13 protein-coding genes are annotated in these 12,078 nt (G+C 42.2%); 4 read left to right on the plus strand and 9 right to left on the minus strand.

What is annotated here, in order from left to right:
* Positions 1 to 2: 2 nt before the first annotated feature.
* From INE92_RS14615 to INE92_RS14630, 4 genes are read right to left on the minus strand one after another with little or no spacing between them, the layout of a single operon-like run.
* The gene (locus tag INE92_RS14615; RefSeq protein WP_203462469.1) at positions 3 to 1,274 is read right to left on the minus strand and encodes a DUF4350 domain-containing protein; all 1,272 of its coding nucleotides are present in this window, start codon (positions 1,272 to 1,274) and stop codon (positions 3 to 5) included.
* Positions 1,271 to 1,888 (minus strand): DUF4129 domain-containing protein, encoded by a 618-nt coding sequence (locus INE92_RS14620; protein ID WP_004316289.1) that lies wholly within the window; start codon positions 1,886 to 1,888, stop codon positions 1,271 to 1,273. The genes INE92_RS14615 and INE92_RS14620 overlap by 4 nt, the downstream gene beginning before the upstream one ends.
* Positions 1,889 to 1,904: 16 nt before the next feature.
* Positions 1,905 to 2,843, minus strand: coding sequence for a hypothetical protein (locus INE92_RS14625; protein ID WP_015531360.1), 939 nt, complete (start codon positions 2,841 to 2,843; stop codon positions 1,905 to 1,907).
* Complete coding sequence (locus INE92_RS14630; RefSeq protein ID WP_004316293.1) at positions 2,824 to 3,786, minus strand: stage II sporulation protein M; 963 nt, start codon at positions 3,784 to 3,786, stop codon at positions 2,824 to 2,826. Before INE92_RS14630 ends, INE92_RS14625 begins: the two co-directional genes overlap by 20 nt.
* A gap of 101 nt (positions 3,787 to 3,887) precedes the next feature.
* Between INE92_RS14630 and INE92_RS14635 the strand changes: the two genes are divergently transcribed.
* Positions 3,888 to 4,613, plus strand: a complete 726-nt coding sequence (locus tag INE92_RS14635; RefSeq protein ID WP_195436545.1) for an RDD family protein — start codon at positions 3,888 to 3,890, stop codon at positions 4,611 to 4,613.
* Positions 4,614 to 4,824: 211 nt separating this feature from the next.
* On the opposite strand, the gene INE92_RS14640 is transcribed toward INE92_RS14635, so the two are convergent.
* The 3 genes from INE92_RS14640 to dnaE are packed head-to-tail and all read right to left on the minus strand — an operon-like array spanning position 4,825 to position 9,380.
* Positions 4,825 to 5,160, minus strand: coding sequence for a hypothetical protein (locus tag INE92_RS14640; RefSeq protein WP_008640838.1), 336 nt, complete (start codon positions 5,158 to 5,160; stop codon positions 4,825 to 4,827).
* A 39-nt stretch (positions 5,161 to 5,199) separates the two neighbouring features.
* The gene (gene trxA, locus INE92_RS14645; RefSeq protein WP_004306576.1) at positions 5,200 to 5,514 is read right to left on the minus strand and encodes a thioredoxin; all 315 of its coding nucleotides are present in this window, start codon (positions 5,512 to 5,514) and stop codon (positions 5,200 to 5,202) included.
* Between the two features lie 59 nt (positions 5,515 to 5,573).
* Complete coding sequence (dnaE, locus tag INE92_RS14650; protein WP_195436544.1) at positions 5,574 to 9,380, minus strand: DNA polymerase III subunit alpha; 3,807 nt, start codon at positions 9,378 to 9,380, stop codon at positions 5,574 to 5,576.
* A 161-nt stretch (positions 9,381 to 9,541) separates the two neighbouring features.
* Here dnaE and INE92_RS14655 point away from each other — a divergent pair, with 161 nt between their 5' ends.
* The 3 genes from INE92_RS14655 to INE92_RS14665 all read left to right on the plus strand — a co-directional run bounded on the left by INE92_RS14655 (position 9,542) and on the right by INE92_RS14665 (position 11,304).
* On the plus strand, positions 9,542 to 10,228 hold the full coding sequence (locus INE92_RS14655) for a phosphatidylserine decarboxylase family protein (protein WP_004316298.1): 687 nt from the start codon (positions 9,542 to 9,544) through the stop codon (positions 10,226 to 10,228).
* A 10-nt stretch (positions 10,229 to 10,238) separates the two neighbouring features.
* A complete protein-coding gene (gene pssA / locus INE92_RS14660; protein WP_004316300.1) occupies positions 10,239 to 10,946 on the plus strand; it encodes a CDP-diacylglycerol--serine O-phosphatidyltransferase in 708 nt (235 codons plus the stop codon).
* A 67-nt stretch (positions 10,947 to 11,013) separates the two neighbouring features.
* Positions 11,014 to 11,304 carry a DUF4834 family protein gene (locus tag INE92_RS14665; protein WP_004316302.1) on the plus strand — a complete coding sequence of 97 codons (291 nt, stop codon included), beginning with the start codon at positions 11,014 to 11,016 and terminating at the stop codon, positions 11,302 to 11,304.
* Positions 11,305 to 11,318: 14 nt separating this feature from the next.
* On the opposite strand, the gene INE92_RS14670 is transcribed toward INE92_RS14665, so the two are convergent.
* Together INE92_RS14670 and INE92_RS14675 are read right to left on the minus strand one after the other, a co-directional pair.
* Positions 11,319 to 11,756 (minus strand): nucleoside deaminase, encoded by a 438-nt coding sequence (locus INE92_RS14670; RefSeq protein ID WP_008640836.1) that lies wholly within the window; start codon positions 11,754 to 11,756, stop codon positions 11,319 to 11,321.
* 26 nt (positions 11,757 to 11,782) lie between these two features.
* Positions 11,783 to 12,016: a hypothetical protein gene (locus tag INE92_RS14675; protein WP_008025069.1), complete on the minus strand. Its 234-nt coding sequence runs from the start codon at positions 12,014 to 12,016 to the stop codon at positions 11,783 to 11,785.
* Between the last annotated feature and the right edge of the window lie 62 nt (positions 12,017 to 12,078).

Here is a 12,078-nt window from a genome sequence, read left to right on the forward strand (position 1 = left end):
CTTTAGATATGATTGATTATTTCATTCATTTTATCGATATATACCTTCATCTGCTCCGCATCAATAGCACGTCCTCCGTAAATCACGGGTCTGACTTCGCGGATAAATTTAGCAATCTCTCTGGCATCCATTCCGGTTTTCCGGGCAATCCGGTGGAAAGAGCGTTCATCGTCGGCCACTTCCTCAATATCCACTTGAATCTCTCTCCGCAGTTCTTCGGCCAAATAGGAAAACTTCTTGCGAACTAAATCCGCATGGTCTTTCTTCTGAAAGTAAAGCGTGCCTATCAGTTCGGTAAATTCAAGAGATTTATTGGCCGGCTCGTGAATAACAGGGATCACCCGTTGCCGCCTCTTCGCTGTGAATATCATAAAGAGTATGATGGTAATCATCGTCAGATACAAAGCCCAACGAAGCGGTTCATGTGCAAGAAAATAACGGAAAGGTGATTGCTGCACCTGTGCAGTTTCTTTCATGTACCCCTCCGTGCGAACGATGGGAAGCTTCCCCATCTGCGACAACAAACGGAAGATATAGGTTGCATTTTTGCCGTCCAACATTCCGTAATTGGTAAAAATCAAAGGAGTGGAAACTAAAATAACTTCTCCTTTCCCCCACCGACGGGACATCGCTACAGGCATATAAACAAGACTATCCGTTGTCAACGAGTCCGCCTCTGTTTCATACCGGAACTCATTCGACTCAAAAACTCTTTGTGCCAACACCCTTTCCGGAAGTGAATCTCCCCAAAAATAAGAGGAGCACAACTGGGGATAAAAATAGAAAGTCTGACGGGGATAAACCGTCGAATCTCCTATCCAATGCAAGCTATCTTTTTTCAAAAATGAAGTTGCATATTTCTTCAAAGCCATCGGACTGAAGTAAGAATAGTAAGACCTGAACTGCAAGGTATCTTCCAAATATCTGCCGAACAAGGTACTCACCAACATGATCTTATCTCCGCGTTCCGCCATTTTCAACAGAGCGTTTACATTGACGTCCGACAATCGCAAATTATCAGAGATAACCAATATACCTCTGCGTTGCGTCGTATCTTCCTGCTCCAATTGATAAAGACTTTTCCTCGAAAAAGTGTAGCCCTGTGGCAAAGAAGAAGACAATACGGTATCGAATACTGCACATCCGAAAGGTTGCTCGTCATGATGTCCGAAAGTGGGCTTCCACACAAAATTCTTCGGCAAATGATATTCTATTGCAAACATGATGAATAGAAAAGCGACAATAAAGACAATAAACCAGCGACTTCCTTTCATGAGACGCCTCCTTTCTCTATTTCTTCCTGCAAGGTCTGCATTACCCGGAAAAGTTCTTCCGTCGCCTCAAAGTTGCCATAACGTACCCGCAGGAAATGATTGGTCAGTTGCCTGAAAGCCGGTAGCCGGACTTCATTGATATACTGGGTAGGCGTTTTATAAAGTTGCCAGTCAATACGTTCAGCGTCACTAAGTTGTTTCAAAGTTTGCAGATAGAGCAAACGTACTGCTTCCCGGTAATTCTGACGGGAAAGCGCTTCCGCAATCCCTCCCGGAAAATCTACTCCGTAAATGGTGTCTTCTTCAACTGTATAAGGCAACGCATTTTTATGCGAGACCATAAACAATTCCGGGCGTTTCCGATAGACAAACCAAACAATCAGCAATAAAAGAAGAATGGCAATACATACCAGGATAAGCCCTGAATACTCTTCAGCAAAATGACTGCCGAATATTTTACGCAACAACTCCCCAAACTGCCGACTGATCCACTCAAAGACATTCATCTCCGGAGTAATCAGTTCACAATTATAGTTGTATGCCGGATCAGACTGCCAGAGGGCAATCTGCGCCGTATCACAGACTAGTGTATCAGCCGGGGAAGTGAGATTCATCTAGTGGAGGTTTGGTTTAGAGTTTATCAAAATTGTCAATATCACTTTCTACCGTTATGCTGTCCACCACTTCCGATGCATGACCATACTGATAAACCAGACCGACGATACCGAATATAGCCGATAAGTAAGAACCATACAACATCAGGATAGAGAACAAATATTGCGCAAAGTTCAGTCCGACTGATGAAGAGGTTGCACCTCCGTCACTCATCGTAAAGATCATTTTTACAATATAGATCACATACCAGGGTATAGAAACGATTCCTTGTAACACACTGGCAATAATCCCCATCACAATTAAAATTAGAAAGACGCCTCCCCAGGTAGCAAATCCCAACCGGAATGTTTTTGCAAATGCCTCACCCAACGAAATGTCTTCAAATAAGTAGATGGGAGCCATTAATGCCAAAGGAACCATAAAGGCGAATAAAAGCGGGATGGTCAGAATGAGTGTGAAAGGTGTCAATACAGCCAATAAGACAATAAAGATCACCGCAAAGATGAATAAAAAGCTGCAGGCGATCCCCATCAAAAACAGTCTTTTAATATTACGGAGCAACAACGATTTTATATCGCCGAATACAATCCCGCTCAGACGTTCTTCCCGTTCATTATACAATCGTACCATCGCATAAATCAAGGAAGTCATCAACAAAGCTCCCAAACATGAAAAAAAGATAACTCCTGCATAATTCAGTGCAAATGAAGGTCCCAGAGCAGCTAAAGGATTATCACTTATTCCTCCGGACGCCTGCATAGCAGTAATATCTGTCATACTTCCCATTAAACCGCTAAAGTTTGCGGCTTGAATTAAGCATATAGGGAGTATCAGATAAGTTGAATACTTAAACAATTGTTTCCAATTCTCTTTTATAAAATCAAAAGAAGCGTTCAACTTCTCACCGAAAGGACGTTTCACATACATCGCAATCTTAGGTTTCTGTGATTCCATGTTTTTTTCTATTTGGTAAATAAATATAGTAGAATATAATAAATGCCAGAGAAGTGAATATCACGCCAAGCCTCAACACATCGGGAAGCTCTGTGTGCCGGGTAAGAAAACCTTCTATAAAGCCTGCCATAATGAATACCGGAACAGTGCCGATCACTATTTTCAAGCCTCGCTTCGCTCCTCTTCTGAAAGATTCCAGGCGAGAATAGGTGCCGGGAAACAGCCAGCCGTTGCCCAAAGCCAATCCGGCGGCACCGGCTACGATAATCGCCCAGATTTCAAGCGTTCCGTGCAACCAGATGGCAAGACTGGATTCCCACAACAAATCGTGTTGATAAAAGAATGTTTGAAAAGCTCCTACCATGATACCATTGGAGAGAAGCATATACCCTGTTCCAAAACTGGTCAGCAATCCCATTGCAAAGCAGTTGAAAGAGACCATCACGTTATTAAGTGTAATGCCCAAGAACATCGGTACTTCGGAAGAACCATTATATACGGCCATCGGCTCACCATTGGCAATATTGTCGAGTGTCATATCCACATAACCGTTTCCCAATATCAGCCGGACAAAATCCGGGTCATTCGCTGCTGATAATACGCCGATTAATGCGCTGGCAACAAAAATCAAAAAGGAAGTCAGTAATTCGCGCCGTGCATCGTGCATGGTTCGTGGTACTTCCTGTGTCCAGAAGGTAACAATCCGTGTCCACTTCTCGCGTTTATTGCGGTAGATTTCGTTGTGCAACGCTGAAGCCAGATTATTCAGATAAATAGTAATACGAGAAGTTGGGAAATGTGTTTGGGCAAATGCCAGGTCAGCTGTCAAGTCCGTATACGCATCGGCTAGTTGGTCGGGGGACAGACTTGCCGCCCGCTCCACAACTTTCTCTGTCTCCTTCCATTTTTCAATGTTCCGACGAATAAACGTTACTTCTTTCATGCTTTTCAATAGATTTCGGATAAGTTTTGTCCGAAACCGGAAGCAAAAATAAGAGAATTATGATATATTTGCAACGGAATCCTAAAAATGTTTAACCTGAAATGGCAGAATCTACGATAATAACCGGACAATTCGTTCGTATCAGCCAAACGCCCGCCAGTATCGGCGAACGACTGATGGCTTTAATCATCGATTATTTTCTGATCGGGCTTTACATCTTGTCCACTATTACGCTCTTGTCTAAATTAAGTTTACCGTCAGGATTCAGTTCGTTCTTTTTTCTGTGCGTCGTTTATTTACCGATTCTCGGTTATTCTTTTCTTTGCGAGATGTTCAATCACGGACAGAGCTTTGGCAAAAAACTCATCAATATCCGTGTCGTAAAAGTAGACGGTTCTACTCCAAGCATCGGCTCTTATCTGTTACGATGGCTTCTTTTCCCAATTGATGGTCCCATCACAAGTGGCCTTGGACTTCTGGTCGTTTTATTGAATAAGAACAACCAACGATTAGGGGATCTAGCTGCCGGCACTATGGTAATTAAAGAGAAAAACTATCGTAAGATACATGTCAGCCTGGATGAATTTGATTATCTGACCCAAAATTATCATCCGGCATATCCGCAATCGGCTGATTTATCTCTCGAACAAGTGAATGTAATTACCCGGACTTTGGAATCCAGCGAAAAAGACCGGGCAAGACGTATCACGGCACTTGCCAAAAAAGTACAGGAATTACTTTCCGTTACTCCCCGTGAGGGTAATCAAGAGAAATTTCTTCAGACAATACTTCGCGATTATCAGTATTATGCATTGGAAGAAATATAACCAGAATACGCTGTTTCAGACTATTCAGGCAAGGGATTATTCTCACTGTAGTGAGAATTAATTCTCATAGCAATGAGTATTTTTTCTCATTATAGTGAGAACTTTTTCTCATAGCATAAAACTGTTTGAGAAAAAGCCCGCAAAAAAAAGGGGTATACTCACAGAGCACACCCCTTATCTTAATTTTATCTGCAATGAGACCGGACGTCGTTTAGTCCACCTGTCCCAGAGAGTTTCCGTATTCCATTTCTCCCTGAACCACAAAGAGGACTTCTTCAGGATCGTATTCCCCTATTTCATCCTTTTTGGCTTCCTTTACAATGTAAGCCACAACCTCTTCCAAATCGATGTTAACATAGCCGTCTTCATCGGGTTGAGCGTCGAGAATACCACTTTCAGAGTAATACTCGTCGATTAAATCGAGAAAATAATACAATTCATCGTCCGAAAACTTCCCTTTCAGTTCTTGAGGCAGATAGTTTTTGATAAACTCGATGGTCTTTTCGTCATCGGCATCTGCTAATAAAAAATCGTCTTCCAGTCCCATTTTTTTAAGTATTAAGTGATAAGTATTAAGTATTATCGACTATAAAAGCTTCTTCACCTTTTCTGCGAATACCGGTTTGCCAACTGCACCTACCTGTTTGTCTACTATTTCACCGTTCTTGAAAAACAATACAGTAGGAATATTACGGATACCATATTCAGCAGCCATATCACCATTTTCGTCTACATCGCACTTACCGATGATTACTTGTCCTTCAAACTCCGCAGCCAATTCTTCAATGATAGGAGCCACCATCTTGCATGGGCCACACCAAGGAGCCCAAAAATCTACAACAACCGGTTTTCCTTCTGCAAGAACCTCTTTATAGTTGCTGTCTGTAATTTCTAAAGCCATTTTTTTAAGTATTAATTATTAAATGTTATTTCGTTAGCTTATTCTCGCCACAAATATAATCAATTTATATGAAATCCCAGTTCGGGACGTTCCTTTAAATATGTTATTAAATCCCGCCCCACCGAAAGCTTAATCGGACGAGAAATCAAATCAATTGACATGTGACTTACATCGGCATCATCCGTCACTTTAAAATACAATTCCGTATTTCCCGGATGTTCTTTGGTCAGAGTGGCAAGCTCAGTAACCAAAGCCGAGTTCAAGACTGACAGAGGAATGATAATCGTGATCTTCTGTACCAGTTCTTCTTTCACGTCGGGAAGAAGTTCCATAGAAGTGATTTTCACCTCCAATTCATCCTGTCGCCATTGTTTCGCTTGACAACGGGCTTTAATATATAGGAACGTTCCTTCGTTGAGATATCCCTGATAAGTCACCCAGTCATTTCCCCAGAATGGGATTTCGGTAGAACCGGAATAATCTTCAATCTTAGCAATACCATACGGATTTCCATTCTTGCTGACTCCGCGACGAACACTAGTCACAATCCCTCCCATCGTTATTTCACGACCAACAAGTGCAGCTTTATCTTCCAAATCCGCCATCCGTGTATTGCAGACATGTTCCAATACGATAGAAAATTCATCCAACGGATGAGCAGAAAGATAGATACCTACCAAATCACGCTCACGATTCAGACGATCGAGATCACTCCAACGTTCTGCACCTTGAGGAATTTCAGGAGTTGCAACATCAATAACGTTTTCACCACCGAACAAAGAATTGAAAGCAGCTGCCTTATCTGCCTGATAACGGTTGCCATAACGCATCAACGTTTCCAGAAATACTTCACCCTTAGAATTTACAGCAAAGTATTGCTCCCGCTTCAGTTCCGGGAAACTATCAAACCCTCCGGCTAATGCCAGACACTCCATATTCTTCTTGTTGCAGGCATTCAGGTTGACACGTTGCACAAAGTCGAATATACCGAGGAAAGGACCATTCTTACTACGTTCCTCCATAATACTATGAACAGCAGCTTCACCTACACCTTTGACAGCCCCTAGTCCAAAACGGATATTACCATCATGGTTTACTGTAAACTTCAGGTTACTTTCGTTTACATCCGGCCCCAGCGTCTGAATACCCATTGCCTTACATTCGTCCATCAGTTTCGTAATATCGGTAATGTTCGACAAGCTTCGGCTCATCACAGCAGCCATATATTCAGGAGGATAATTAGCTTTTAGATAAGCGGTTTGGTAAGCTACCCACGAATAACAAGTAGCATGTGATTTATTGAAAGCGTATGACGCAAACTTTTCCCAGTCGGTCCAGATTTTTTCAAGAACTTTCGGGTCATGCCCGTTCTTACGCCCACCTTCAATAAATTTAGGTTTCATGTGGTCCAGCTTGTCACGCAGCTTCTTACCCATCGCTTTACGGAGTGCATCAGACTCACCGCGGGTAAAGTCCGCCAATAAACGCGACAGAAGCATCACCTGTTCCTGATAAACCGTAATACCATACGTATCCTTCAAGTATTTCTCCATTACCGGAATATCATACTCAATCGGCTTACGCCCATGTTTACGGTCGATAAAATCAGGTATATAATCCATCGGTCCCGGACGATAAAGGGCATTCATGGCAATCAAATCTTCGAATGTAGAAGGCTGCAATTCGCGCAGGTATTTCTGCATGCCGGCAGATTCAAACTGGAATGTACCAATCGTCCGTCCGTCACTATATAATTTATAAGTAGCCGGATCGCAGATGTCTATCGCATCGACGTCTACTTCAACATTACGACTTAAACGGATATTTTCAACGGCCTCTTTGATAATAGACAAAGTTTTCAGACCAAGGAAGTCCATCTTAATCAATCCGGTATCTTCAATCACCGAACCTTCATACTGGGTAACAAGCATTTTTTCGCCCGTTTCCTTATCATCAGCAGTGCTGACAGGTACCCAGTCGGTGATATCGTCACGACAGATAATCGTACCACAAGCATGTACACCTGTACCACGTACGTTACCTTCGAGCATCTTAGCGTACTTGATCGTATCCCGTACCAACGGATCGGATGATGCTTCCGCAGCTTGTAGTTCGGGAACATATTCAATCGCATTCCGCAAGTTCAGTTTCTTATCAGGAATCTTATCCGGCACTAATTTAGCCAATCGGTCAGACTCCGATAGAGGCAGCTTTTGCACACGGGCAACATCCTTGATAGCTAACTTGGTAGCCATTGTACCATAAGTGATGATATGAGCTACTTTTTCCTGACCATATTTATTCGTTACCCAACGAAGTACCTCTCCACGCCCGTCATCATCAAAGTCCACATCGATATCGGGCAAGGAGATACGGTCCGGATTCAAGAAACGCTCAAACAGCAAATCGTACTGGATAGGGTCGATTTTCGTAATTCCCAGACAATAGGCCACCGCTGAACCGGCAGCCGAACCACGTCCCGGACCGACCGACACACCCAATTCCTTACGTGCCGCATTGATAAAGTCCTGTACAATCAAGAAGTATCCTGGGAAACCCATCGTTTTCATGATATACAGTTCAAAGTTCATTCGCTCTTTGACTTCTTCCGACAGAGGTTCACCATAAATTCTCTTAGCTCCGTCAAAAGCTAGTTTCGCCAAGTAATCTCCTTCAAGTTTAATACGATAGAGTTTATCATAGCCACCCAAGCGTTTGATTTTTGCTTTCGCATCCTCTTCACTCAATACCACATTACCGTGCTCATCTTGAGTAAACTCATCAAACAGGTCTTTTTCCGTAAACTTCGCCCGATAGCCTTCTTCCGTCCCAAAATCTTCGGGAATAGCAAAAGTAGGCATGATAGGTGCATGGTCGATGGAGTAATATTCTACCTTGTCAAGAATCTCCAGCGTATTGCTCAACGCTTCGGGAACGTCGGCAAAGAGTTCGTTCATCTCTTCGCGTGTTTTCATCCATTCCTGTTTGGTATAAAGCATACGGCTAGGATCATCCAAATCCTTACCGGTACTCAAACAGATCAAACGGTCGTGCGCTTCCGCATTCTCTTCATCTACAAAGTGAACATCATTCGTACAAATTAGTTTGACATTGAACTTCTTAGCATATTCAATCAGATATTTGTTCACATTTACCTGCAACGGATAACATTCGTGATTAGCACGGGGAACAGTCGCTTTATGACGCTGCATCTCCAGATAATAATCATCCCCAAACAGGTTCTTATACCATTGTATGGCTTCTTCGGCTTCTGCAAATTGCCCGGCAGTAATCCGCTTCGGCACTTCACCACCGAGACAGGCCGAACAAACAATAAGTCCTTCGTGATATTTTTCCAGTTCGCTACGATCAGTACGCGGGCGCACATAATATCCGCGTGTCCATGCGTGCGATACTAATTTAATAAGATTATGATAACCTTTTTCATTCTTAGCCAATACAATCAAATGATAACCACTTTGGTCGGGCTTACCTTCTTTTAAGTCCATAGTGCGGCGCGCAACATACATTTCACAACCGATGACAGGTTTGAAAAGCTTGTTTTCCGCTTCCACTATCTTAGCTTTGCAGGCAGCAATCTCCGCTTCTTTATCCGCGCACTCTATTGTGCCGGCCTCAATTCCTGCAATTCGCTTCTTCAGGTCTTTGACTTCACCTTTCGGACCGCTGTTCTTTTTATTAACGTAGTTCGTAAATTCCTTAATACCGAACATATTTCCATGATCGGTCACGGCAATACCCTTCATCCCATTTTGCATGGCTTTATCGACCAGACGAGCTACACTAGCCTGACCATCCAACAGAGAATATTGAGTATGGACATGTAAATGAACGAAATCCTGCATAATGATAAGTAGTTAATTTGAAGGCATAAAATTACTACCTCTTGGGTTATAAACAAAAATAATCCTCAAAAAGTTATCAACATTCGCATTTCTATGCTCATTTACTTGCTGATTTTTTAAATTAAGTATATTTTTGCAGACAATATCATTAAACAGCATTCATGGGCCGACTAAAGAAATTGAAGAAAATACGTATTCACCGCGAAGGAACACATATATTATGGGCAAGCTTTTTGCTATTGCTATTGATTAATGCAGCTCTTTATTGGGGAATCGATTGCAAAATACCTTTTTATGTGGTAGCAGTAGCGAGTATAGCAGTCTATCTGCTGATGGTGAATTTCTTTCGATGTCCGATCCGTCTCTTCGGGCAGGACACTGAAAAGATTGTCGTAGCACCCGCCGATGGAAAAATCGTCGTCATCGAAGAAGTGGATGAAAACGAATATTTCCATGACCGCCGCTTAATGGTATCTATTTTTATGAGCATCGTGAATGTACATGCCAACTGGTATCCGGTAGATGGTACTATTAAAAAGGTAGCGCATCATAATGGCAATTTTATGAAAGCATGGCTGCCGAAAGCCAGCACAGAAAACGAACGTTCTACGGTAGTGATCGAAACTCCGGAAGGAGTGGAAATACTCACCCGGCAAATCGCCGGAGCAGTGGCACGCCGTATTGTCACCTACGCTGAAGTAGGAGAAGAATGTTATATTGACGAACACATGGGATTTATCAAATTCGGTTCCCGCGTGGATGTGTATTTACCCATTGGCACGGAGATTTGTGTCAAAATGGGACAATTAACGACCGGTAACCAAACGGTTATCGCCAAACTTAAATAATTCTGTCACAATGACAAACGTTATTAAAAATAGTATTCCGAATACCGTAACCTGCCTGAACCTTTTCTCCGGTTGTATTGCTTGTGTCATGGCTTTTGAAGCAAAATATGAACTGGCTCTACTTTTCATCGCTTTAAGTTCTATTTTTGATTTCTTTGACGGATTGTTGGCTCGTGCACTCAATGCACATTCCATTATCGGAAAAGACCTGGATTCATTGGCAGATGATGTCAGCTTCGGAGTTGCTCCCTCACTGATCGTATTCTCCTTGTTCAAAGAAATGTACTATCCGGCAAATATGGAGTTCATCGCTCCTTATCTACCCTATTTGGCATTCTTGATTTCTGTTTTTTCTGCCTTGCGCCTGGCTAAATTCAACAATGACACACGGCAGACCAGCTCTTTTGTCGGACTCCCAGTACCAGCCAATGCTCTGTTTTGGGGCTCATTAGTGGCAGGGGCACATGACTTCCTGATATCAGACAACTGCCATCCTGTCTACCTTCTTATACTTGTCTGTCTATTTTCCGGACTACTGGTATCAGAAATACCGATGTTTTCTTTGAAATTTAAAAACCTGTCATGGAATGACAACAAAATCAGTTTTATATTCCTGATTATCTGCATTCCTCTTCTTCTATTTCTTGGAATTAGCAGTTTTGCCGCCATTATTGTATGGTATATTTTACTTTCACTTTTTACAAGAAAAAGTAAATAAACAATCTCTTGGCACGTTTGTTGTACTATGAGTTTTATCAAAGTAACAACATAAAAATCATAGTCCGATGCATATACTTTTATTCATACTCATTTTTATCATTGCCATTTTCGTATTTGGCCTTTCTATTGTCGGCTTCATACTAAGAACGATTTTCGGATTAGGACGTAGTTCTTCTTCATCCCGCCCGAAACAAACGGAATCAGGACGTACAAGCCAACAAAGCTATAACCAAACGAATCGCCGTTCAAATGATGATGAAGAAGAAATATATTCCGAGAATGTTCCGGAGAAAAGACATAAAAAAATATTCACCCAGGATGATGGCGAATATGTAGATTTTGAGGAAATCAAATAGCCATTACACTGCTTTCATTTCCGTTTCGCAGCAAAGAACTCTTTCATTAGTGCAGCACATTCGTCAGCCATTATCCCTTTTACAACCACTGTTTTAGGATGTAGAGCCGAACCGGCATATTTCTGATAGCCGCGTTTTTCATCTTCGGCACCAAACACAAGCTTGCCTGTTTGTGCCCAAGCAATAGCCCCTGCGCACATCACGCAAGGCTCAACGGTAACATACAGGGTACATTCGTTCAAATACTTACCACCAAGCACGTTGGCAGCAGCCGTAATAGCCTGCATCTCGGCATGAGCCGTTACATCATTCAATGTTTCTGTGAGATTATGGGCACGCGCAATAATCCGCTCTTTACAAACCACGACAGCTCCAACGGGAACTTCTCCCCGCTCGGCAGCCTTACCTGCCTCTATCAAAGCTTGTTTCATGAAGTAAATATCGTCCAGCATTCCCCGCTTTAATTTTTAATTTTCAACTATCGTCTCATATCATGTTCACCAAAAAGGGTGGGATAATCTTCTTCCATATTCTTATGGATAAACATGAGAATTGTTTCACGAAGCCAACGTGACTTGTTCGTTATCTTATATTTCTCAAGATAACGATCTACAATCAGCTGTTCTTCGTCGCTCAATAAAATGCTCATCCGTCGTTCCCTTTTGGTACACTCGGCATGCATTTTCAGGCACTTCTTACTCCTTTTTCTCATATCTTCTGCAAAATTACTTTTACTTCTGTAAAAACAAAGAATAAAAGCAGTAAATTTGCAAA

The sequence above is a fragment of the Bacteroides xylanisolvens genome, from assembly GCF_018289135.1.
GTDB classification, from domain to species: Bacteria; Bacteroidota; Bacteroidia; order Bacteroidales; family Bacteroidaceae; genus Bacteroides; species Bacteroides xylanisolvens.

Coding starts and splice junctions, on each gene's coding strand:
- INE92_RS14655 (WP_004316298.1), top strand. CDS start 9,542: ATGGGCCGACTAAAGAAATTGAAGAAAATACGTATTCACCGCGAAGGA.
- INE92_RS14675 (WP_008025069.1), bottom strand. CDS start 12,016: ATGAGAAAAAGGAGTAAGAAGTGCCTGAAAATGCATGCCGAGTGTACC.
- INE92_RS14640 (WP_008640838.1), bottom strand. CDS start 5,160: ATGGGACTGGAAGACGATTTTTTATTAGCAGATGCCGATGACGAAAAG.
- INE92_RS14635 (WP_195436545.1), top strand. CDS start 3,888: ATGGCAGAATCTACGATAATAACCGGACAATTCGTTCGTATCAGCCAA.
- INE92_RS14630 (WP_004316293.1), bottom strand. CDS start 3,786: ATGAAAGAAGTAACGTTTATTCGTCGGAACATTGAAAAATGGAAGGAG.
- INE92_RS14620 (WP_004316289.1), bottom strand. CDS start 1,888: ATGAATCTCACTTCCCCGGCTGATACACTAGTCTGTGATACGGCGCAG.
- INE92_RS14625 (WP_015531360.1), bottom strand. CDS start 2,843: ATGGAATCACAGAAACCTAAGATTGCGATGTATGTGAAACGTCCTTTC.
- INE92_RS14665 (WP_004316302.1), top strand. CDS start 11,014: ATGCATATACTTTTATTCATACTCATTTTTATCATTGCCATTTTCGTA.
- pssA (WP_004316300.1), top strand. CDS start 10,239: ATGACAAACGTTATTAAAAATAGTATTCCGAATACCGTAACCTGCCTG.
- trxA (WP_004306576.1), bottom strand. CDS start 5,514: ATGGCTTTAGAAATTACAGACAGCAACTATAAAGAGGTTCTTGCAGAA.
- dnaE (WP_195436544.1), bottom strand. CDS start 9,380: ATGCAGGATTTCGTTCATTTACATGTCCATACTCAATATTCTCTGTTG.
- INE92_RS14670 (WP_008640836.1), bottom strand. CDS start 11,756: ATGCTGGACGATATTTACTTCATGAAACAAGCTTTGATAGAGGCAGGT.
- INE92_RS14615 (WP_203462469.1), bottom strand. CDS start 1,274: ATGAAAGGAAGTCGCTGGTTTATTGTCTTTATTGTCGCTTTTCTATTC.